This is a genomic window from Plantactinospora sp. DSM 117369 (assembly GCF_053764795.1).
Map to the genome: position 1 here is coordinate 7,555,727 of NZ_CM132446.1, position 22,790 is coordinate 7,578,516.

The 22,790-nt window shown below is 71.8% G+C and carries 15 protein-coding genes; 11 read left to right on the forward strand and 4 right to left on the reverse strand.

Annotated features, from left to right (window positions below; genetic code table 11):
- Positions 1–59 precede the first annotated feature (59 nt).
- The 3 genes from ACSMXO_RS32080 to ACSMXO_RS32090 all read left to right on the forward strand — a co-directional run bounded on the left by ACSMXO_RS32080 (position 60) and on the right by ACSMXO_RS32090 (position 5,830).
- Entirely contained in the window at positions 60–3,113 is a 3,054-nt protein-coding gene (locus ACSMXO_RS32080) for a glycoside hydrolase family 3 C-terminal domain-containing protein (RefSeq protein WP_455414983.1), read from the forward strand.
- Between the two features lie 74 nt (positions 3,114–3,187).
- The gene (locus tag ACSMXO_RS32085) at positions 3,188–4,243 is read left to right on the forward strand and encodes a LacI family DNA-binding transcriptional regulator (protein WP_346262262.1); all 1,056 of its coding nucleotides are present in this window, start codon (positions 3,188–3,190) and stop codon (positions 4,241–4,243) included.
- 129 nt (positions 4,244–4,372) lie between these two features.
- Positions 4,373–5,830 carry a pyridoxal-dependent decarboxylase gene (locus ACSMXO_RS32090; RefSeq protein ID WP_455414984.1) on the forward strand — a complete coding sequence of 486 codons (1,458 nt, stop codon included), beginning with the start codon at positions 4,373–4,375 and terminating at the stop codon, positions 5,828–5,830.
- Positions 5,831–5,939: 109 nt separating this feature from the next.
- Here the strand turns inward: ACSMXO_RS32090 and ACSMXO_RS32095 are convergent, their stop codons facing one another.
- The 4 genes from ACSMXO_RS32095 to pyk all read right to left on the reverse strand — a co-directional run bounded on the left by ACSMXO_RS32095 (position 5,940) and on the right by pyk (position 9,853).
- On the reverse strand, positions 5,940–6,860 hold the full coding sequence (locus tag ACSMXO_RS32095) for a helix-turn-helix domain-containing protein (protein WP_346262264.1): 921 nt from the start codon (positions 6,858–6,860) through the stop codon (positions 5,940–5,942).
- Positions 6,861–6,952: 92 nt separating this feature from the next.
- Complete coding sequence (locus ACSMXO_RS32100; protein ID WP_346262265.1) at positions 6,953–7,489, reverse strand: RrF2 family transcriptional regulator; 537 nt, start codon at positions 7,487–7,489, stop codon at positions 6,953–6,955.
- 22 nt (positions 7,490–7,511) lie between these two features.
- Positions 7,512–8,381, reverse strand: a complete 870-nt coding sequence (locus ACSMXO_RS32105; protein WP_455419360.1) for an acyl-CoA thioesterase — start codon at positions 8,379–8,381, stop codon at positions 7,512–7,514.
- A gap of 20 nt (positions 8,382–8,401) precedes the next feature.
- A complete protein-coding gene (gene pyk, locus ACSMXO_RS32110; protein WP_346262266.1) occupies positions 8,402–9,853 on the reverse strand; it encodes a pyruvate kinase in 1,452 nt (483 codons plus the stop codon).
- A 454-nt stretch (positions 9,854–10,307) separates the two neighbouring features.
- Between pyk and ACSMXO_RS32115 the strand changes: the two genes are divergently transcribed.
- From ACSMXO_RS32115 to ACSMXO_RS32150, 8 genes are all read left to right on the forward strand, one after another.
- Positions 10,308–10,607 carry a hypothetical protein gene (locus ACSMXO_RS32115; protein ID WP_346262267.1) on the forward strand — a complete coding sequence of 100 codons (300 nt, stop codon included), beginning with the start codon at positions 10,308–10,310 and terminating at the stop codon, positions 10,605–10,607.
- On the forward strand, positions 10,607–12,295 hold the full coding sequence (locus ACSMXO_RS32120) for an amidase (RefSeq protein WP_455414985.1): 1,689 nt from the start codon (positions 10,607–10,609) through the stop codon (positions 12,293–12,295). The genes ACSMXO_RS32115 and ACSMXO_RS32120 overlap by 1 nt, the downstream gene beginning before the upstream one ends.
- A gap of 164 nt (positions 12,296–12,459) precedes the next feature.
- Positions 12,460–14,133 (forward strand): hypothetical protein, encoded by a 1,674-nt coding sequence (locus ACSMXO_RS32125; RefSeq protein WP_455414986.1) that lies wholly within the window; start codon positions 12,460–12,462, stop codon positions 14,131–14,133.
- A 414-nt stretch (positions 14,134–14,547) separates the two neighbouring features.
- Positions 14,548–17,148 carry a rifamycin-inactivating phosphotransferase gene (gene rph, locus ACSMXO_RS32130; protein ID WP_455414987.1) on the forward strand — a complete coding sequence of 867 codons (2,601 nt, stop codon included), beginning with the start codon at positions 14,548–14,550 and terminating at the stop codon, positions 17,146–17,148.
- A 93-nt stretch (positions 17,149–17,241) separates the two neighbouring features.
- Entirely contained in the window at positions 17,242–18,234 is a 993-nt protein-coding gene (locus tag ACSMXO_RS32135; protein WP_455414988.1) for a suppressor of fused domain protein, read from the forward strand.
- Positions 18,235–18,377: 143 nt separating this feature from the next.
- The gene (locus tag ACSMXO_RS32140; RefSeq protein WP_455414989.1) at positions 18,378–21,095 is read left to right on the forward strand and encodes a glycoside hydrolase family 3 C-terminal domain-containing protein; all 2,718 of its coding nucleotides are present in this window, start codon (positions 18,378–18,380) and stop codon (positions 21,093–21,095) included.
- A gap of 128 nt (positions 21,096–21,223) precedes the next feature.
- Entirely contained in the window at positions 21,224–21,658 is a 435-nt protein-coding gene (locus tag ACSMXO_RS32145; protein ID WP_455414990.1) for a hypothetical protein, read from the forward strand.
- Entirely contained in the window at positions 21,655–22,698 is a 1,044-nt protein-coding gene (locus ACSMXO_RS32150; RefSeq protein ID WP_455414991.1) for a hypothetical protein, read from the forward strand. The genes ACSMXO_RS32145 and ACSMXO_RS32150 overlap by 4 nt, the downstream gene beginning before the upstream one ends.
- Positions 22,699–22,790: the final 92 nt, after the last annotated feature.

Sequence of the window (22,790 nt, forward strand, 5' to 3'; positions counted from 1 at the left end):
ACCACCCCGGCCTCCACCGCCGCGCAGCGCTAGTCGAAGATCATGGAAGGTGATCGACCATGACCGACACGACGTTCCGCGACCCTGACCAGCCGCTCGACGTACGGGTCGCCGACCTGCTCGGCCGGCTCAGCCGGGCGGAGAAGATCGCGTTGCTGCACCAGCACCAGGCTCCGGTGCCCCGGCTCGGGCTGCCGGCGTTCCGCACCGGCACCGAGGCGTTGCACGGGCTGGCCTGGCTCGGCCCGGCCACCGTCTTCCCGCAGGCGCTCGGCCTGGGCAGCACCTGGAACCCCGAACTGATCCGGGCCGTCGGCGCGGCGGTCGGCGACGAGGTGCGGGGCCTGCACCACAAGGACCCGACCCGGGTCGGGCTGAACGTCTGGGCGCCGGTGGTCAACCCGCTCCGCGACCCCCGGTGGGGCCGCAACGAGGAGGGCTACGCCGAGGATCCCTGGCTGACCAGCTGGCTCGGCACCGCGTACGCCCGGGGGTTGCGCGGCGACCACCCCGACTACCTGAAGACCGCGCCGACGTTGAAGCACTTCCTCGGCTACAACAACGAGACCGACCGGTGCACCACGTCGAGCAACCTGCCGCCCCGGGTGCTGTACGAATACGAACTGCCCGCGTTCCGGGCGCCCATCGCCACCGGGGCGGCGGTGGCCGTGATGGCGTCGTACAACCTGGTCAACGGCCGGCCGGCGCACCTGAGCCCGTTGATCGACACCGAACTGCGCCGCTGGACCAGCGACGAGATCCTGGTCGTCAGCGACGCCGGTGCCATCTCCAACATCGCCGGCGCCCAGGGCTACCACCCCGACCATCCCAGCGGTTACGCCGCCGCGCTGCGGGCCGGCATCGACAGCTTCACCGAGGACAGCGAGGACTCCGGGCCGACGATCGCGCGGCTGACCGAGGCGCTGCGGCGCGGGCTGCTCGACGAGTCCGACCTGGACACGGCGGTCCGGCGGATCCTCACCCTCCGGTTCCGGCTCGGCGACTTCGACCCGCCCGAGCGGAACCCGTACACCGCGATCACCTCGGACGTGATCAACTGCCCGGCGCACCAGGAGCTGGCCCGGGAGGCCGCCCGGCAGTCGCTGGTGCTGCTCCGCAACGTGGCCCGGCCCGGCACCGGGGCACTGCTGCCGCTGGATCCGGGCCGGATCGGCCGGCTGGCCGTACTCGGGCCGCTGGCCGACACGCTCTACGAGGACTGGTACAGCGGCACCCTGCCGTACGCGATCACCGCCCGCGACGGCCTGGCCGCCCGGTTCGCCCCGGCGAGCACGACGCAGCACAGCGGGGCGGACCGGATCGCGCTGCGGACCGCCGACGGCTACGTCCGGGCCGCCGGTGACCCGGAGGGCGCCACCCTGCGGGTCGACCAGGTCCGCCCGGGGACGGCGCCGGACGGCGCCGCCTCGGACGGCGGAGTCGGGCCGGTGGATGGCGACGGCGGGGCGGCGCCGGGTGGGGCCGGGACGGTGCCCCGAGACGGCTGGTTCGAGGTCTTCGACTGGGGCCAGGACGTCGTCGCGCTGCGCAGCGTGGCGAACGGCCGGCACGTCGGCGCCGGCGAGGAGGGTGGTCCGCTGCTCAACGACCGCCCCGGCCCGGGCGGCTGGGTGGTCCGGGAGACGTTCCGGCTGGTCGACCGGGAGACCGGCGACCGGGTGCTGCTCCACCTGGCCAGCCGGCGGTACGTCCGGGTCGGCCCGGACGGTGTGCTCCGGGCCGACGCGGTGGACCCGGTCGACGGCACCGGCTTCACCGTCGAGCTCGTCGCCGACGGTGCGGCCGAGGCGGCGGCGCTGGCCCGGGACGCCGACGTCGCCGTGGTGGTGCTCGGCAACCACCCGATGGTCTGCGGCCGGGAGACCGAGGACCGGGCCGACCTGGCGCTGCCGAGCGCTCAGGAGGCACTGCTCCGGGCGGTGTACGCGGCCAACCCGCGTACCGTGCTGGTGGTCAGCAGCAGCTATCCGTACGCGTTGAACTGGGCCGACGAGCATCTGCCGGCGATCCTGTGGTCGGCGCACGGCGGCCAGGAGTACGGCGCCGCGCTGGCGGCCGTGCTCGCCGGGGACGCCGACCCGGGTGGCCGGTTGACCCAGACCTGGTACCACGACGCGGCCGAGCTGCCCGACCTGTTCGACTACGACGTGATAGCCACCGACACTACGTACCTCTACCATCGGGGCACCCCGCTCTACCCGTTCGGCCACGGGCTGAGCTACGCCGAATTCGCCTACTCTGACCTGCGGCTGAGCGCGGACGAGGTGGACGCGGCCGGAGAGATCGAGGTCAGCGTGCGGGTGGCCAACGTCGGTTCGCGACCGGGCGACGAGGTGGTCCAGCTCTACACCAGGCAGCGGCGGTCCCGGGTGAAGCAGCCGCTGCGCCAGCTCCGCGGCTTCGCCCGGGTGAGCCTGGCCCCGGGCGCGCAGACCACGGTGCGGCTCCGGCTGCGCGCCAGCGAGTTGGCGCACTGGGACGTGACCCGGGGCCGGTACGTGGTGGAGGACGCCCGGCACACCGTCGCGGTCGGCCGGTCCAGTGCCGACCTGGTGCTGACCACCACCCTGGCGGTGCACGGCGAGCCGGTGCGCCCCCGCCAACCGCTGGCGGGTCCACTCTGGGCGGCCGACCACGACGAGTACGCCGGCACCGAGCCGCTGCCGGACGGACCGGACGGTGCCGCCGTGGTCGCCCGGGAGGCCGGTGGCTGGATCCGGTTCTCCCGGGTCGACTTCGGTGCCGGGGTAGGCGGCGTGGCCGCCCGGGTGGGTGGCCGGCGACCGCTGCCGGACGGCGCCGAACTCGTACTCCGGCTTGACGATCCGGTCCGGGGCCCGGTCGCCGGCACCATCGCCGTCCCACCCACCGGCTCCGGTGCGCCGGAGCCGGGCGCCGGTGCGCCGCCGAACGGGGCCGCCACCCCGGACCGGCGGCCGGCCCGGGAGGTGACCGGCCACTGGCACGGTGCGGCGACCGGGGTACGGGACCTGTATGTGCTGTTCGACGCCCCCGGCGCTACGGTGAGTTGGTTGACCTTCACGGCCGGCGGGGACGGCGACCGTACCGGGACGGGATCTGGAGGCGCCTAGTGTCCGAATCGTCGCGCCCCACCTCGCGACCGACGCCCGGGCAGTCCAGCGGAGGCTCCGCCAAGCGTGCGGACATGGTGACCATCGCCGACGTCGCCCGGCACGCCGGGGTCGCGGTCAGCACCGTGTCGTACGTGCTCAGCGGCAAGCGCGCCATCTCGGCGTCCACCCGGGAGCGGGTACTCGCCAGCGTGCGCGGCCTCGGCTACCACCCGAACGCCGGGGCCCGGGCGCTGGCCAGCAAGCGGGCCAACGTGATCGCCCTGGTGCTGCCGCTGCGCTCCGGCATGCACCTGCCGGTGCTCATGCAGTTCGCCACCGCCGTGGTGACCACGGCCCGGCAGTTCGACCACGACGTCCTGCTGATGACCGCCGACGAGGGCCCGGCCGGGCTGCGCCGGATCGCCGCCAGCGCGATGGTCGACGGCATCGTGCTGATGGACGTCGAGATGCACGACCCCCGGGTGCCGCTGCTGCGCGACCTGGAACGGCCCAGCGTACTGATCGGCTTTCCGGCCGACCCGTCCGGACTCACCTGCGTGGACCTGGACTTCTATCGCGCCGGTCAGGTCTGTGTCGAGCACCTGGCCGGGCTCGGCCACCGCACGATCGCGCTGCTCGGCGCCCCCGCGGTGGTCTACGACCGGGACACCGGTTTCGCCCACCGCACCCGGGCCGGGTTCGCCGAGACCGCGCAGCGGCACGGGATCGCGGCGATCGCCCAGCCGTGTGAGGAGAACTTCGAGGCGGTCGTCCAGGAGGTGGCCGGGCTGCTGGCCCGAACGCCGGACCTGTCGGCGCTGGTGGTGCACAACGAGGCGGCGGTCGGCCAGGTGCTCGCCGCGCTGCCGACGCTGGGCCGGCGGGTGCCGGAGGAGATCTCGGTGGTGGCGATCTGCCCGGACGAGGTCGCCGAGCGGGCCAGTCCGGCGCTGACCTCGGTGCTGATCCCGGCCGAGGAGGTGGGCCGGCAGGCGGTGTCGCTGCTGATGCGCAAGCTGGAGGGCGAGCCGGTCCCGGAGGGCACCCTGCTGCCACCCCGGCTGACCGTCCGGGCCAGCACGGCGGCCGCGCCGCCGCCGGGCCCGGTCCGGTCCGGTCGGGTACCCACCGGCTCGCCGGCCGCCTGAGCACGCCGACCGGCTCCCCTGCCGCAAGGTCCCCTGCCGCACGGCTCCCGCCGCACGATTCCTGCCACCCGGTTTCTTGATCGGCAACGGTTCTTGATCGGCAACGGTGGGGCTGGTCGACTCGGGGACATGGCCAACCACATGACCCCGGACGAGTTCCGGCGACACGGGTACCAGGTCGTCGACTGGATCGCCGACTACTGGTCCACACTGGACCAGCGGCCGGTCACCTCCGCCGATCCGCCCGGCACGGTCGCCGCCCGGCTGCCGCCCGGCCCACCCGAGCGGGGTGAGCCGTTCGACCGGCTCCTCGCCGACCTGGACACGGTGATCACGCCCGGCCTCACCCACTGGCAGCATCCGCGGTTCTTCGGCTACTTCCCGGCGAACACCTCCGGCCCGAGCGTGCTGGGCGACCTGGTCTGCGCCGGCCTCGGCGTGCAGGGCATGCTCTGGTCCACCAGCCCGGCCTGCACCGAGGTCGAGACGGTGGTGCTGGACTGGCTGGCGGAACTGCTCGACCTGCCGGCACGGTTCCGGTCCAGCGGCTCCGGCGGCGGCGTGATCCAGGACTCGGCCTCCTCGGCCATCCTGATCGCCGCACTGGCCGCGCTGCACCGGGCCGGTGCCGGGCGGTGGCGGGGGCACGGGGTGGCGCGGGCGTACCGGGTCTATGCCTCCAGCCAGGGGCACTCGGCGATCGAGAAGGCGGTCCGGATCGCCGGACTCGGCGACGCGGGGCTGCGTACGGTCAGGGTCGACCCGGAGACCCTGGCGATGGATCCGGCGGCGCTGCGCACCGCGATCGAGGCGGATCTGGCGGCCGGGCTGGTTCCGGCGGCGGTGGTGGCGACGATCGGCACCACCTCCACCAACGCGGTCGACCCGATCCCGGCGATCGGCGAGCTGTGCCGGGAGTACGGCCTCTGGCTGCACGTCGACGCCGCGTACGCCGGAGCCGCCGCGGTCTGCCCGGAACTGCGGCACACCCACGCCGGGCTGGAGTACGCCGACTCGTACTGCTTCGACCCGCACAAGTGGCTACTCACCGGCTTCGACTGCGACGCGTTCTGGGTGGCGGACCGGGCGGAACTGGTCGAGGCGCTGACCGTGCTGCCGGAGTACCTCCGCAATGCGGCGACCGAGTCCGGTGAGGTGCTCGACTACCGCGACTGGCAGGTGCCGCTCGGGCGGCGGTTCCGGGCCCTGAAACTCTGGTTCGTGCTCCGCTGGTACGGCGCCGAGGGCCTGCGCGCACACATCCGGGACAGCATCGCGCTGGCCGAGCGGTTCGCCGACCGGGTCCGGGCCGACCAGCGGTTCGAGCTGGTCGCGCCGAGCCCGTTCGCGCTGGTCTGCTTCCGGCTGCGGTCCACATCCGACGGTGCCGCCGACGACGGGGCGAACGCCGAACTGCTGGCCCGGGTGAACGCCACCGGCCGGGCGTACCTGACGCACACCCGGGTGGACGGCCGCTACACGCTGCGGCTGGTGCCGGGTTCGCCGTACACCCGGGAGGAGCACGTGGCGCAGACCTGGCGGCTGATCGGCGAGATCGCGGCGGCGCTGCCGGACCGGCGGGGTTGAGCCGCACCGGGCGGCGGTCGGCGAAGCTACGGACCGCCGCCCGGCACGCGCCCGGAAGGGTTCAGCCGGAGGCGCCCAGCGCGGTTCAGCCTCAGGCGCCCAGCGCGGTTCAGGCGGAGGCGCGCAGTGCGGCGATGAACCACTCGAACATCGGCACCCGGGGCGGGAACGGCGGCCGGCCGTTGAGCACGCCCAGCAACTCCCAGTACCGCTCGACCCGGCGGTCGGTGAAGGTCTCCACCTCGTCGGCGACCCGGACCCGCTCGTCGGCCGGTACGCCGGGATCCACGATCCGGTCCAGCACCGCCCGGCCCTGCGCCGAGTCCGGGGCGATCCCGTCCGCCATCGCCCGACCGACCTGCTCGATCACCACCGTCGGGTCGTACGGCGGCGGCGCGGCTGCCCGGTCGCCGGCCGGCTGCGCGCCGGCCACCGCCATCTGCCGGGCCCGCTGCGCGAACTCCGGGTCGCCGACCAGCTCGGCGAGTTCGAGCCAGGCGTCCACCTGCTCCGGGCTGGGATCGTCGGGCAGCTCGGCCGGGAGCTGCCGCATCGCCTCGGCGATCTTCGCCCCGGGCTCGTCCGGGTCGACGCCGGCGAAGGTACGGTCCACGAAGTCGTCGATCATCCGCTGCCGCTCCTGTGCGGAGAGCCGGGCCAGCTTGTTCATCACGCTCATCTCCTCGGTCGTGCTGTTCCGTCGGGCGATCGACCGCAGCACGGCCCGGCGCAACTGGAGCGCGCGGATCTCGGTGTCCAGGGCGCGTACGTGCGCCCTCGCTACCTCGGCCAGGGTGCTCTGCCGCTCCAGGATCCGCTGCACCGTCCCGAGGTCGAGCCCGAGTTCGCGCAGGGTCCGGACCAGCTCCAGCCGAGCCACCGCCTCGGTGTCGTACAGCCGGTAGCCACCCGCGGACCGGCCGGTCGGCGGGATGACGTCGACGTCCGACCAGAACCGGATGGTCCGGACCGGCAGGCCGGTGCGTCGGGCGAGCTGTCCGATGGTGAACAGCTCGGTGCGGTCGTTCACGGGACGAGCATCAACCTTCCAGCCGCTGGAGACTCAAGTCCATTATCTCGGCGCTTCGGCACCGAGGGCGGCTGGTGGGACGATCCGGCCGGTCAGGTCCAGGCGGCCGGGTCGGCGGCGAGGTCCCGGACCCGGTCCGGCAGCTTGCCGTTCGCCACGTCGGCGATGGTGACCAACTCCAGGATCTCCCGCTCGCTGGCCCGCAGCGCGATCCAGACCTCCTGGAGGGCCCGCGCCGCTCCGGCGTAGCCGAGATCCTCCGGGCGCTGCCCCCGGATGTTGGCCAGCGGGCCGTCGATCACCCGGATGATCTCGGCCAGCGAGATCTCCGGCGCCGGGCGGGCCAGCCAGTAGCCACCCTCGGGGCCACGCTGGGCGTGCACGATGCCACCCCGGCGCAGTTGCAGCAGGATGCTCTCCAGGAACTTCGGCGGGATGTCCTGGGCCCGGGCGATCTGCTCGGCGGTCAGCGGCGTCGGACGCCGGTTCGGCCCGGCGTCGGCGGCCCGGGCGGCGGGGCGGGACCGGCCAGTGGCCACCGGACGCGGATCCAGCCCGCCCTCCTCCGCGCGTGCGGCGATTTCGGCAACGGCGCGCAGCGCGTAGTCGACCCGGGCAGAGAGACGCATGTGGGAAGGTTAACCGCCCCGGTCAGGCGCCGACCCGGCGGAGCAGCCCTTCCTGTACCGCGCTGGCGATCTGCCGGCCGTCGACCGTGAACATCCGGCCGGTGGCGAGCCCCCGGCCGCCCGAGGCGGACGGGCTCCAGCAGTCGTAGAGGAACCACTCGTCGGCCCGGAACCGGCGGTGGAACCAGAGCGCGTGGTCGAGGCTTGCCCCGACCAGCCCGCCCGGCCCCCACACCTCGCCGTGCACCGAGAGGACCGAGTCGAGCAGGGTCAGGTCGGAGGCGAAGGTGAGCGCGCAGGCGTGCAGCAGCGGATCGTCCGGCAGCTTGCCGTCGATCCGCATCCAGACCCGCTGGTGCGGGTCGGCGGGCCGGTCGCCGGGGCGTACCCAGCCGGGCTCGCCGACGTAGCGGACGTCGATCGGGCGGGGGATCATCGCCCAGATGCCGAGCCGCTCCGGATAGCGGGCCAGCCGGTCGGCCATGGTCGGCAGCGCCTCCGGCGCCGGCACGTCGACCGGCGCCGGGGCGTGGTGGTCGAGCCCCTCCTCCTCGTGGTGGAAGGAGGCCGACATGAAGAAGATCGGCTTGCCGTGCTGGAGCGCGACCGAGCGGCGTACCGAGAAGGAGCGGCCGTCCCGGATGTTCTCCACCTGGTACTCGATCGGCTCGGCCGGGTCGCCGGGCCGGACGAAGTAGCCGTGCAGGGAGTGCACGAACCGGCCCGGATCGACCGTCCGGCCGGCCGCGACCAGTGCCTGGCCGGCGACCTGGCCGCCGTAGACCCGTTGCGGGCCGACCGGAGGGCTCATCCCCCGGAAGGTCATCTCGTCGAGCTGGCGGAGATCGAGTACGTCCAGCAGCTGGTCGACCGCCGCCTGCCCGACGACCACCTCGCCGGGGCCGTCCGGACTCACTGCCCGGTCCGCGCCACCGTCGCCGGGTCGACCAGCGAACCGAGCTGGTGCACCCGCAGCGTGTTGGTCGAGCCGGGGGTGCCGGACGGGGTACCGGCGACAATCACCACGTAGTCGCCCGGGTTGGCGTGGCTGAGCCCGATCAGCGCCTGGTCGACCTGCCGGAACATGTCGTCGGTGTGCTGCACGAACGGCATCAGGAAGGTCTGCACGCCCCAGGAGAGGGCGAGCAGGTCGCGGACCTCGGGCACCGGGGTGAAGGCGAGCAGCGGCAGGTCGCAGTGCAGCCGGGAGAGCCGCCGCACGGTGTCACCGGTCTGCGAGAACGCGACCAGCGCCTTGGCGCCGATCGCCTTGGCGATCTGCGAGGCGGCGACGGTCAGCGCCCCACCGTGGGTACGCGGGTCGTGCTGGAGCCGGGGCACGCCGATCGACCCGGACTCGGTGGTGGTGACGATCTTGGCCATCGTGCTGACCGTGAGCACCGGGTACTTACCGACGCTGGTCTCGCCGGAGAGCATCACCGCGTCGGCGCCGTCCAGCACCGCGTTGGCGACGTCGGACGCCTCGGCGCGGGTCGGCCGGGAATTCTCGATCATGGAGTCGAGCATCTGGGTGGCCACGATGACCGGCTTGGCGTTCTCCCGGCAGAGCTGCACGGCCCGCTTCTGCACCAGCGGCACCTGGTCGAGCGGCAGCTCGACGCCGAGGTCGCCGCGGGCCACCATGATGCCGTCGAAGGCGTTGACGATCGCCTCCAGGTGGGTCACCGCCTCGGGCTTCTCCACCTTCGCCATCACCGGCCGGTGCACCCCGACCTCGTGCATGATGTTGTGCGCCAGCTTGATGTCGTCGGGCGAGCGGACGAAGGACATCGCCACCATGTCGACGCCGAGCCCGAGCGCGAAGCGCAGGTCCTCGGTGTCCTTGTCCGACATCGCCGGCACGCTGACCGCGACGTTGGGCAGCGAGACGCCCTTGTTGTTGGAAACCGCGCCACCCTCGGTGACCAGCACCCGGATGTCGTTGCCCTGCACCTCGCTGACCTCGACCGCCACCCGGCCGTCGTCGATCAGCAGCCGGTCACCCGGCTTCACCTCGGCCGGCAGCTTCTCGTAGGTGCAGGAGACCCGGTCCCGGGTGCCGAGGACGGCGTCCCCGGTGATCACCACCGAGTCGCCGGTACGCCACTCGTGCGGGCCGTCGGCGAACCGGCCGAGCCGGATCTTGGGGCCCTGGAGGTCGGCGAGGACCGCGACGGCCCGACCGGTGGTCCGGGCGGCCTCGCGGACCAGGTGGTAGACCTGCTCGTGGTCGGCATGGCTGCCGTGGCTGAAGTTCAGCCGGGCTACGTCCATGCCCGCCTCGACGAGTCCGCGGATGCGCTCCGGTGAGGAGGTCGCGGGACCAAGCGTGCAGACGATCTTCGCGCGGCGTGTCACGGCCATCAGGCTAGTCTCTCTCTCGGATCGGCCCGCCGGACCCTCGGGATGCCGAAGTCTTGACCAACGTCTCGCGGCTGTCAGGTGACCGGCGGGTCGTCACACCGGGACGTCGTTGGCGGGCGTCAGCGACCGCGCGGCGCCGAGCCTACTCCCGCCGCGCCACTGCCGCGCCACCGCCGTGCTCCCGGCTGGCGTTGGTCCGGGTCCGTGCGCGGGCGACCTGCGGCGCCCGAGCAGAAAGTCTACGCCGCCGGCCGCCAGTTCACCGTGGCGTGATCTTGCCGTTATCACCCCGATACCGTCCGGCCGGACAGTCAGGCTCGATGTAGTTGATCAAGATCTGGCGGCGCTGGTGGCCGACCACCCGGGACTCCCGGTCGAAACACCGACGACCAGCACCGGACCGCCCGGTCGACGCATCACCGTCAGAGTCGCACCGATCGTCGCGAGGAGCGCCATGGCACCGACCCCGCCCACCGACGCCGAACTCAACACCCTGATCCGGGCCCGACTGGCCAGCCTGGGCATCGACCTCGATCAACTGCCACCGGGCACCGTCGCCGACCCGGAGACCGGATCGCCCGGTCGGGACTCCGTACTCGCCTCGCTGCGCTCGTTCGTCCGGGGCACCGTAGCGGAACTGGCCGCGTACCAGTTGCCGGCCCCGGCCGGCACCGACCCGGCGCTCGCCAAGGCACTGTCCCAGCAGGCGGCCCCGATGCTCTACCCCTCGATCAGCACGGAATGGCGGCGCTGATGACCGAGAACTTCGCGCCTCAGGACCGGGCCGTCGACCGGCGCGCCTTCCTGGCCCGGGCCGCCGCGCTGGCCGCCGCCGGAACGGTCGGCGGTGCCGTCGCGCTGCCCCGGGTGGCCGGCGCCTTCTCCCCCGGTGCCACCGGCCCGGCCGGGCACGGCGGCGGCACCGGCAGGCCGAACCCGGCGCTGGACCGGCCGGAGGCGTACCGGCGGCCCCGGCCGGAGGCGCTGGCCGACCCGACCGAACTGACCGTCGCCGAGGCGGCCTGGCTGATCCGGGCCGGCCGGCTCAGCCCGGAGGAGCTGGTCGAGGCGTACCTGACGCGGATCGGGGCGTACGACCGGACGTACCAGGCGTTCAACCTGGTGCTCGCGGACGCGGCGCTGGCCGCCGCCCGGGCCGCCGGCCGGCAGCGGCACTCCGGCGCCCTGCACGGCATCCCGCTGGCGATCAAGGACAACTACTACACCGCCGGGGTGCCGACCACCGCCAACTCCTACCTGTTCCGGGACTTCGTGCCGCCGTTCGACGCGACGGCGGTGGCCCGGCTCAAGGCGAGCGGGGCGATCGTGCTCGGCAAGACCCAGATGGGTCCGCTGGCCACCACCCGGGCCACCACGCCGGCCGGAATCGTCACCACCGTCAACGCCTGGACCCCGACCAACCCGGGCACCGACCCGGGCGGCTCGTCGACCGGTACCGCCACGGCGGTCGCCGGGCGGCTGGCCACCGCCGGCACCGGCACCCAGACCGGCGGCTCGATCACCGCGCCGTCGAACGCGCAGAACCTGACCGGCCTCAAGCCGACCATGGGCCGGGTCTCGGGCAACGGCATCATCCCGCTCAGCTACACCCGGGACCATCCCGGCCCGCTGGCCCGGGACGCCAGGGACGCCGCGATCATGCTGACCGCGATGGCCGGCGAGGACCCGGCCGACCCGCGCAGCCAGGGCCTGCCGCCGGTCCCCCGGCTGATCGAGGCGGCCACTCCGGTGTACGCCGGCAGCCGGGTCAAGCTGCGCTGGAAGACCCGGATCGGGGTACTCCCCGGCTACGCCACCGGCACCTCGGCGACCGCGCTGGCCCGGCAGGCGTTCCTGGCCGAGCTGGCGAAGATCTCCGGCGTGACCCTGGTGGACGTGACCCTGCCGCAGGAGTGGGACCGGCTCGGCGGCAACACCTTCAACAACATCCGGCTGCCGGAGCGCAGCGAGCCGTTCATGCCGTACCTCCGGACCGACCTGCGCGGCTTCGGAGTCTCGGTGACGAGCTGGTTGCAGGGGGCGCTGCTCGGCGGCAACGAGTTCCTCACCGGACAGCGGGCCAAGCTGCTCTTCCTGGAACGGGTGCTGGACCAGCTCTTCGACGTCTGCGACGTGGTGGTGCTGACCGGTCCGGTGCCGTTCGACATCCTCGGGCTGCCGGAGATCGGCTTCCCGATCGGGTTCACCTCGGCCGGGGTACCGATCGGCACCATCCTCGGCGGCCTGCCGTACGGGGAGGAGCGGCTGCTCTCGGTCGTGGCCGCGTACCAGGAGGTCACCGACTGGCACTGGCGCCGGCCGGCCGATCCGCCGGCCCCGGCGGCGGACGCCCGGGCCGCCCGGGGCACGCTCGCGGCGCCCGCGCCGGACGAGTCCCGGGGCAGGCTCACCGCCGAGCAGGTCGCCGAGCTGACCCAGTAGGCCGTCGGGTACGCGGACGCGACGAGGGGCCCGCAGCCTTGGTCCTTGGTACTGAGGGCCCCCTCCTCCGCTGTCGTGGCGGTTCCCTTACTGGCCCGCCGGGTGCTCGTCCTGGCGAACAGTCCTGGACCGTACGGATGCTCCGACTTGGGTAAGGTCGCCGGGTGCCAGTCGACGTGAGCATCTCTACCAACCTCGCCGACCGGGCCCGATCCGCCCTCGCACGCTTCGAAGCAGTGCCGTCGGGGTGGAGGGTGGACCCGGCTGATCGGATCGGCTGGGCGGTGGCCCGGTTCGACGGCGGCGACCACGCCGGTGCCGCCGAGGAATTGGTGGCGTGCCTGGACGGCTGGCTACCGAGGGAGTTCGCCGAAGCGGCGCCTCGAATCCTCACCGGCGAGCGGGCCGTGCAGGTGGTGGCCGCCGCACTCGACGGCGAGCACCCGTACCGCTCGTTCGAAAGTGGACGCAGCGGTCCCGAGCACGCGGTCGCCGGGACGCTGGCCCGCCTCGTGGCCGGCAACCCCGACGCGGAGGCGGCTCTGCTTCGGGCCGTACTGGTGATCCGGCCGGACGAGGACAAGATGTGGGCCCACTTCAGGGCCGCGCGTATCTCGGCGGTGTTCGCGGCGCTGGCCGAGGCGTACGTCGGCGAGCCCGAGCATCTCGACCGCTGGTCGGCGCTGCTGGACGGGGACGACCGGCCCTGCCTCGCTGCGGCAGCCGTCCTGTGGGGGCCGCTCGGCCTCGCCGAGGTTGACCGGCGCTGTGGAGCCGTCCGGGAGATCGACGGTGAGCGGCTCGTCGCCGCGTTCGTCGCGGCGGACCGGTTCGACGACGCGCTCACGCTGGCCACCCGGCTCGACCCGAGTCAGCAGCAGCGCGCGCTGCTGACCCTGGCGACGCCCGGGCTCACCCCGGCGCGGGCGAAGGCGCTGGTGGCCGCGTTCCGGAAGTGCCCGAAGGGAGGCCGCGAGCGCGACGTACAGATGATCTACCAGCACCGATTCGCCCGGCTGTTCCTGGCGCTGGAGCGGGTCGACGACGCACTTGCCGTGCTGAGCCGGATGCGGGACTGCCGGGTGTCGGGATACGGGCCGGGCCCACTTGCCCTTGAGGTGTTGCGCTGGCTCGACGGCCGGCGCGCGGCGGCAACCCCGGAGCGGCTCCGCGCCGTGCTGGACATCCTGGCCGGCCCCGGGGTCATCCCTCAGGAGTTGGCCGCCGTCGTCGCGGACGTCGTACCGCTCGGGTATGCCCTGGCCGACGAGCAACTACGCACCGAGATCGTCGACGTGCACGTACCGCGGCTGCGGGCCCGCCTGCGGAACATGCCGTGGGCGCTGCTGGCCGACGCCGGGCTCGGCGCCGCGCTTGTCGAAACGGGCGACCCCACCGCGCTCGACCCGGTGTACGCGCAGGCTGCCACCGGCCGACCCGACTCGCGGCTGAGCCTGGTGCTGGCCCGGCTGGCCAGCCGCACCGGACTGCTGGCACGGGATCGCGAGCTGTTCACCCGTCTGGTGGCCGGCGCGTTGCGCGAAGGCTACTGGTCGCTCACCGAGGCGCTGCTGCCAACCCTCGACGCCGAGGCTCGCACTGTCGTACCGGACGCGCTGGCAGCCGTGCCCACCAGCAGCCGCCGCCAGGTCGTCGCCATCGCCCGCTTCGCCGAGCAGGTCGGCGACTCCGGCCTACTCGCCGCCATGCTCGACGCGGCACCAGACGCCGAAAGTGCGCGGCGGGCGGCCGGCCGCGCCGCGATGCTGCTGGCCCGGCACGGCGAACTGCCCGACGCGCTGGACCTCGCGCACCGCTGCGGTCTGGTCAAGGAATAGTCGAGGTACGCCGATCGCGCCGGTCAGTCACCGAGCGGACGCGTCCGGCGGCGAGAAGGGTGTCCGCAGAAGGGTGTCAGTCCGCAGCGGACGACCAAAAAAGCAAGGCAAGGAGATCTGACTCCTTGCCACTTTTAACCTATAGCAGGCTGGGGGGCTTGCCGCAAGACCCGGGTCGCGTTGCAGAATCGTCGGCCGGACCAGGAACGGACGAAGACACGGGGGGCACGACGTGCGTGTGTTGTGGTGGACCGATGGGGGACGCGGTGACGTCGGACCGCTGGTGGGACCGGCGGTGCGGTTGCGGGCGCCCGGCGCGGAGGTGCGGCTGTGCGCGCCGCCCGACTGGGCGGAGTGGCCGGCCGACTCGTCAGAGAGACGGCAACGGAGCACGGCTGCCCCGGAGGTATCGCGATGAGTGAGCGGTACGTGTTGGGCCTGCAAGAGGTCGACGAGACGCAGGTCGCGGTCGCTGGCGGCAAGGGCGCGCACCTGGGTGGGCTGTCGCGGATCGACGGCATCCGCGTGCCGGCTGGCTTTTGCCTGACGACGGAGGCCTACCGGCGAATCATGGCGGAAGCGCCCTCGATCGACGATCGGCTCGATCAACTGTCGCGTCTGAACCCGGACGACCGGGAGGCGATCCGGATGCTCAGCGCGGAGATCCGCCGGACCATCGAAGAGATCGCCATCCCGGGCGATCTCGCGGCGGCGATCACCCGCGCTCTCGCCCAGTTCGGCGAGGAAGCCGCCTACGCCGTCCGATCCAGCGCGACCGCGGAGGACCTGCCGACGGCCTCCTTCGCCGGCCAGCAGGACACGTACCTGAACGTCGTGGGCCGAGAGGCGATCCTCCAGCACATCAGCCGGTGCTGGGCCTCGCTGTTCACCGAGCGGGCCGTGACCTACCGCCAGCGCAACGGCATCGACCACCGTTCGGTCCAGATGGCCGTGGTCGTGCAGCAGATGGTCTTCCCGCAGGCGGCCGGCATCCTGTTCACCGCCGACCCCATCACGTCCCACCGGAAGGTCGCCTCCGTGGAGGCCAGCTTCGGCCTCGGCGAGGCCCTGGTCTCCGGCCTGGTGAACCCGGACGTCTACAAGGTGCGCGACGGCGAGGTCGTCGCCAAGGCGATCGGCGCCAAGCAGCTCGCCATCCACGCCTCGCCAGCGGGCGGTACGCGGGAACAGGCGATCGACCCGGAGCGGCAGGACCAGCCGGCGCTGACGGATGCGCAGGTCGTGCGGCTCGTGCGGCTCGGCCGGCGGATCGAGGCGCACTTCGGCCGCCCCCAGGACATCGAATGGTGCCTGGTCGACGATGGCTTCCAGATCGTCCAGAGCCGGCCGATCACCACGCTGTTCCCCATCCCCGAGTCCGGCGACCGGGAGAACCACGTCTACCTCTCCGTCGGCCATCAGCAGATGATGACCGACCCCATGAAGCCCCTCGGGCTCTCCTTCTGGCAGTTGACGACCCCCGCCCCCATGGCCGAGGCCGGCGGCCGCCTGTTCGTCGACGTCACGCAAAGGCTGGCCTCGCCGACGACCCGCGCCGGCCTCCTGGAGATGGCGGGAAAATCCGATCCACTGACCGGCGACGCGCTGCGGACCATCCTTGAGCGCGACGGCTTCATCCGGCCGCTTCCTGACGAGGATCCCCCGGGGCCACTGTTGGGCGGCGCGCCACCAGCCCCGATCGAGACCGATCCGGCCATCGTCACCGAGCTGATCCGGCGCAGCGAGGCATCCATCGCCGCCTCGGAACGCGACATCCGGACGAAGTCCGGAGAGGCGCTGCTCGACTTCATCCGGGCGGACATCCAGGAGCTGAGGCGGATCTTGTTCGATCCGCAGAGCCATCAGGTGTTCATGTCGGCGATGGAGGCCACGTGGTGGCTCAACGAGCGGCTGGAGGCATGGCTGGGCGAGAAGAACGCGGCGGACACGCTCACCCAGTCCGTGCCCCACAACGTCACGTCGGAGATGGGGCTTGCGCTGCTGGGCGTCGCTGACGTGATCCGCCCGCATCCGGACGTGGTGGCGTTTCTGCAGCAGGTCGAGGACGAGGGTTTCCTGGACGAGCTGCCCACGCTCGCGGGCGGGCGGGAAGCGCGAGACGCCATCGAGGGCTGGCTCGACAGGTACGGCATGCGCTGCGTCGGCGAGATCGACATCACGCGGCCGCGGTGGAGCGAACGCCCCTCCACGCTCGTGCCCCTGATCCTCGGCAATATCAGGAACTTCCCGCCGGGAGCCGGCGAGCGGCGCTTCGCACAGGGGCGGCAGGAGGCATGGGAGAAGGAGCAGGAGCTGCTGGAGCGCTTGCGGGCCCTGCCGGACGGGGAGCGCAAGGCCGAAGAGACGAAGCGGATGATCGACCGGGTCCGGACCTTCATCGGATACCGGGAGTATCCGAAGTACGGCATGGTCAGCCGGTACTTCGTGTACAAGAAGGCGTTGCTGGAGGAAGCCGAGCGCCTCGTGCGGGCCCACGTACTTCGGGAGAAGGAGGACATCTTCTACCTCACGTTCGAGGAGCTCCACGACGTCGTACGCGCGAACCGGGTGGATGACCAGCTCATCGGCCGGCGCAAGGACGACTTCAGGTCGTATCAGGCGCTCACGCCGCCCCGGGTGCTCACCTCGGATGGCGAGGTCATCGCCGGAGCGTACCGGCGCGACGATCTGCCGGCCGGCGCGCTGATCGGCCTACCGGTCTCCGCCGGGACCATCGAAGGGCGGGCCCGCGTCATCCTGGACATGGCACGGGCCGATCTCGAACCGGGCGACATCCTCGTCACGACTCACACGGACCCGAGCTGGACGCCCCTCTTTGTCGCCATCGCAGGCTTGGTGACGGAGGTCGGAGGGTTGATGACGCACGGCGCAGTGATCGCACGCGAGTACGGACTGCCGGCCGTCGTCGGTGTGGTAGACGCCACCCGGCTGATCCTCGATGGGCAGCGGATCCGCGTGCACGGAACCGACGGGTACGTCGAGATCCTGCCGTGACTGACCACTCAGCGAGAAGGCCCCGTGTCGCCGTGCTGACTCACCTGGGTGGTCCGGCGCGCAGCGCCTGGACCGGCATGTTCTGATCCTCCAATGACCTCCGATGCCCCTGGTTGGGACGCGATCGACGCCCGGCTCGCCGAGCTGTACCCCAATGTCGAGCCGAAGCACTACGGCACGCTGCACCGATTCGCGCTGGGTGGGCCTGACCCGCTCGATGGCATCAGCTTCTACTCACGTGACGAGCCGATGCCGCACTGGCACATCGTCGGCTATGGCATGAGCGAGCTGTACGCCAAGGAGTCCGACAACCCCGACGAGTCGGGCTGGGGCTTCGAGTTCACCTTCCGGGTCGCCCGCGACACCGGTGACGCCGAACCACCGATGTGGGCGGCGAACCTGCTGCAGAACCTCGCCCGCTACGTGTTCTCCAGCGGCAACTGGTTCGAGCCGGGCCATCACATGAACGCGAACGGACCCCTCCGGCAAGAGTACGAGACAGCGCTGACCGCGCTCGCCTTCGCCGAGGACCCGGAACTGGGCACGATCGCCACTCCGCACGGCCGAGTGCAATTCCTGCAGGTGGTGGGCCTGACCAGCGATGAGTACGCGGCAGTTCGGCAGTGGGACACCGACGGTGTGCTCAGCCTGCTCGCCGAACGGCAGCCGCTGCTGGTCACCGATCTGGACCGGCCGTCGCTGACAGACGATCCAGCGGTACGGGCCGAGATCGAAACCGGGCGGGCCCGCGACGGCTCGTCGACCGGGCTGCTCATGGTCGCTGGCTTCGGGTGGGCCACCGAGAACGACACGGTCCGGCTGCGGTTCAAGAACGTCACCGCCGCCACGGTGGCCCAAGCGGTGCGCGACCGACTGCCACACGGCCGCGAATTGCTTCTGGACGGCAACGGCACTCGCGTCGTGTTGCTGGGCGCGGAGGTCTTCGCCATGCGCCGACCAGGCGACGGCCTGCTGGAAGTGGATCTTCCAGCGGAGGCGGTCGCGGCGCTGCCTGACGCGCTGGTGCCTGGCACTCATCCAGTGCCAGGCACCAGTCACCTCATCGTCGAGGTTTCGAAGGACTAGCAGACAGCGGCACCGATTCGCTCGGCACGGTCAGCCGACGGCGCAGCTCAGGGCAGGCCACTACCGACAGCCATCTTGACGTCCATCGATATGAGTCCTACGTTCGCCCGGGGTCCACCGGACCGGCAGAGGGGGATGGCGGGATGCGAGCGCGTGCCTGGATGGCGACGGTGGTGGCCGTCGTACTGGTCAGCGGCAGCGGATGTGCGGCGGAGCCGGAGGCGGCGGTTCCGACCGGGACCAGCGGCGACGGCCGGGCCATCTACCTGGACCGGTCCTACTCGCCGCCGGAGCGGGCCGTCGACCTCGTCTCCCGGATGACGCTGGCGGAGAAGGCCGCCCAGCTGGTCAGCAGCCAGTCGGCGGCGCTGCCCCGGCTCGGCATCGCCGCGTACGGCTGGTGGAACGAGGCCGCGCACGGCGTCGCCCGGGAGGGCACCCTGCACAACGCCAACCCGCCGATCCTGGTCAACACCACCTCCTATCCGGTCGACCTGTCGCTCGGCGCCACCTGGAACCCGGACCTGGTCTACCGGGAGGCGACGCTGATCTCGGACGAGGCCCGCGAGGTGGTCCGGGACAACCGGCTCGACCTGAACTTCTACTCCCCCACCATCAACCTGGCCCGCGATCCGCGCTGGGGCCGCAACGACGAGGCGTTCAGCGAGGACCCGCTGCTCACCGCCGCCCTCGCCGCGCAGTTCGTGAACGGGATGGAGGGCAAGGACCCCACCGGCCGGCTGCTGCGCGAAAGCGGCGGATATCTGAAGACCAGCACCACGCTCAAGCACTACGCGGCGAACAACAGCGAGTTCGACCGGCTGCGCGGCACCGCCGACATGGACGACCGGACGCTGCGCGAGTACTACACCGCGCAGTTCCGGGAGGTGGTCGAGCGCAGCTCACCGGCATCCATCATGACCTCGTACAACCGGGTCAACGGGGTGCCGACCTCGGCCAGCGGCTATCTGATGGACGAACTGGCCCGGCAGACCTTCGGGTTCGACGGCTTCTTCACCTCGGACTGCGACTCGATCCGGGAGATCCAGCACGGCCACCGCTGGCAGCCGCCGGGCCACCCGGCCCCACTCGACCACGTCGAACGGCACGCCTGGGCCAACGCGGCCGGCGAGGACCTGAACTGTCAGCAGGGCTACCACGACGAGTGGAGCTACGCCAACACCATCCCGGAGGCGATCGCCCGGGGCATCGACACCCCGTACGGCCGCTACACCGAGGAGCACGTCGACGCCTCGCTGGTCCGGCTGCTGACCACCCGGATCCGGCTCGGCGAGTTCGACCGGCCGGAGGACGTACCGTGGGTGACCGCCGCCCGGTCCCGGGTCGCACCGGGCACCTGGACCAACTCGGACGCCAACGGCGCGGTCACCCAGACCCCGGCCCGGCTGGCGATGGCCCGCGAGGTCGGCGCGGAGAGCATCGTGCTGCTGAAGAACCAGGCACCGAAGACCCGCGCCGGTGCCGGCCGGGCCGCGCTGCTGCCGCTGCGGGTGCCGGCGTCCGGGCCGTACCGGGTGGCGGTGCTCGGGCACTACGCCAACCCGCCGAGCATGTACCTCGGCGGCTACTCCAGCATCCAGGCCAGTGCCGGGCAGGCCAACGAGGTCAACGGTTACCAGGGGCTCAGGGCGGCGATCCGACGGATCAACCCGGGCGCGGTCGTCGACCACCTGCCCGGAGTCACCGGGGAGAGCCTGGCCGAGGTGGACCCGGCGTCGGTGGCGGCCGCCGCCGACTACGACGCGGTGATCGTGTACGCCGGCACCGACGAACGGCACTCCCGGGAGGACGTCGACCGGCGCACCCTGGCGCTGCCCGGCGCGCAGGCGTCCCTGATCAGCCAGGTGGCGGCCCGCAACCCGAACACCGTCGTCTACCTGGAGACCGTCGGCCAGGTGGACGTGGCCGGATTCGAGGGCGCGGTGCCGGCGATCCTGTGGAGTTCGTACAACGGACAGCGCAAGGGCGAAGCGCTGGCCGACGTACTGCTCGGGGCGCGCAACCCGAGCGGGCACCTGCCGTTCACCTGGTACCGGGACGCCGGACAGCTCCCGCCGATCGACGACTACGCGATCCGGGGCGGGGACGGGCGCCCCGGGCGGACCTACATGTACTTCGACGGCGAGGTGTCGTACCCGTTCGGCCACGGCCTCGGCTACAGCGGGTTCGGCTACTCCAGGCTGCGGGTGGACCGCCGGACGGTGGAGCCGAACGGCACCGTCCGGGTCAGCGTGGACGTCACCAACACCGGTCGGGTGCCGGGTGCCGAGGTGGTCCAGCTCTACGTCGCCACGCCGGGCGCACCGGCCGGCCGGGAACGCCCGGCCAAGCGGCTGGCCGGCTTCGAGAAGGTCTCACTGCGCCCGAAGCAGACCAGGCGGGTGGAGTTCCGGGTACGCGTCGCCGACCTCGCCTTCTTCGACGAGCGCGCCGGCCGGTACGTGGTCGACCCGGGGGCGTACGCCTTCCAGGTCGGCCGGTCCAGCGCGGACACCGACCCTCGGCTGCGAGCGGTGGTGACCGTCCGGGGCACCCTGCGCCCGGCGTTGTCGGTCGTCACCGCGACCGCGCCGACGCTGGTCTCCCCCGGCACCGGCCTCTCCCCGAAGCTGACGGTAGCGATGACCGACGACACCCGGTACGGCCACCGCGCCGAGGGTGCCAGCACCCCGCTGCCGGCCGGCGCGACCGTGCGGTACCGCAGCAACCGCCAGCAGGTGGTGTCGGTGGATCCGTCGGGTGGCATCCGGGCGGTGTCGACCGGGGTCGCCACGATCACCGCGACGGTCAGCTATCGCGGTGTCAGCCGGTCCGCCGACTTCGTGGTCGGGGTGCAGTAGGGGCGAAACAGCGTCAGCGGAGAGGCGGGAACTGGTTGTCCGGTCGCATCGGCGGCCGACGGTCGGCAGCCGACAGCGACCCGGCTATTCGGAACTGGCCCCTAATCCGTAAAACACCGACAGATGGCTTGCATCTGTCGCTGACGGCTGTGAATATCCAACGCATGCACGGGGTCGGCGAGGAATTCGAAGAGCTACGCCGCAGAAGATCAGCAAGGCTTGCCGACGCGCGAGCCGTCGTGGATCGATGGCGAGCGGAGGTTCGCGACAAGATCGAGAACATCGACGCCCAGGATTCGGCGGTTCGAGCCGCAGAGGATGATCACCCATCCGCGGAAGCCCCACCGGCCTATCACCGCTTACAAGAGAAGGTCGATCAGGGCGAGTTGTCCTGGACTGCGGCGCTCACCGGCGAGACGGAGGACGCGGACGCCCGTGCCGTACATGCGTGGCTGCAGCCGAGGCTGTCGCAGGCACGGCAGATTTTCGCCATGACGGCGCAGGGCGTGCCGTTGGAGAAGGCCATCGCCGAGGTGACCGCAGCGCGGGACGATCGCCGATGACCGCCGTCTCGGTCGAGACCCGCTATCTTCGCGGCTACGCACGACAAATAGACGGCACCCGCGACCGGGTACTCGCGGCGATGGGCGACTACTGCTCCAGTCATTGCGGGCGTACCGATGGCCTGAACGGTCTGCTCAGCCCGACCCGGTCGCTGGTGAAGGTTCAGGAAGAGTCTCATGCAAAACTGATCGATGCTGCGCGGCGATCGCTCTGGCTCACCGCGTACGACCTACGCAACGCGGCTGACAGCTACGATCGTTCCGACAGCGCCTCGGCCGAGCGACTCTGGACCAGTGGGCGAGCCTGGGCGATGCCCGATGGGCACCGTGAGCGGGATGTAGCGGTTGACTGTCCGGAATTCTCACAGGGCGCCAGCGTCATCCTCGCCGCGCCCGAACGGCGTACCGACATCGACGCCGCACAGCAGGCTGTCACCGACATGCTCGGCGACGTGAACACCCTGATCAAGTGGGTCACCGGCTACGACCTGCTGGGAAGCACGATGCCCATCGTGCTCGGCGAGACCGGCACCCTGCGGTCTGTCGCCCAGGCATACGGCGAACTGGAGCGGGGCTTCGTCGCCATCAGCGGCGACCTCGACCGAGGCATGGACATCCTGTCCGAGCGCTGGGACAGTACCGGCGGAGGCGCGTCGGCGGCGTTCGACTACCACATCCGCAAGCGTTGGATTCCGGCTGTCGACGCACTCGCAACCATGGCGAATGCCACCGAGGAGAACTTCGAGTGCCTGGCCGAGGTCTACGAGTACGTGGTCAACGCGCTCCTGATCGCGCTGAACTTCTACCGGTTGCGGCTCAAGAAGGCACTCCAGGCGCTGGAGGCCGCCACATCGGTCAAGGAGGCACTATGGAGGTTGTTTCAGTTGGTCAGTGACCTGTACCAGTTGATCAACGATCTCGTTGACATCCTGGTCAAGCAGACCGCAATGTTCATCGAGGAGGCCGAACAGATCGCCGCGGTCTCGCGGCAGCTCGTCGACGTCATGCAGGACGATTTCGAAGTGCTTCGTACCGCGTGAGGGCGAGAATGCGATGAAGGCGATCGGCCCCGACGGCCGCGAGTGGAAGGTCTTCCGAGGCTGGCTAGCCTGGCGTCCACACGGTGCCGGTC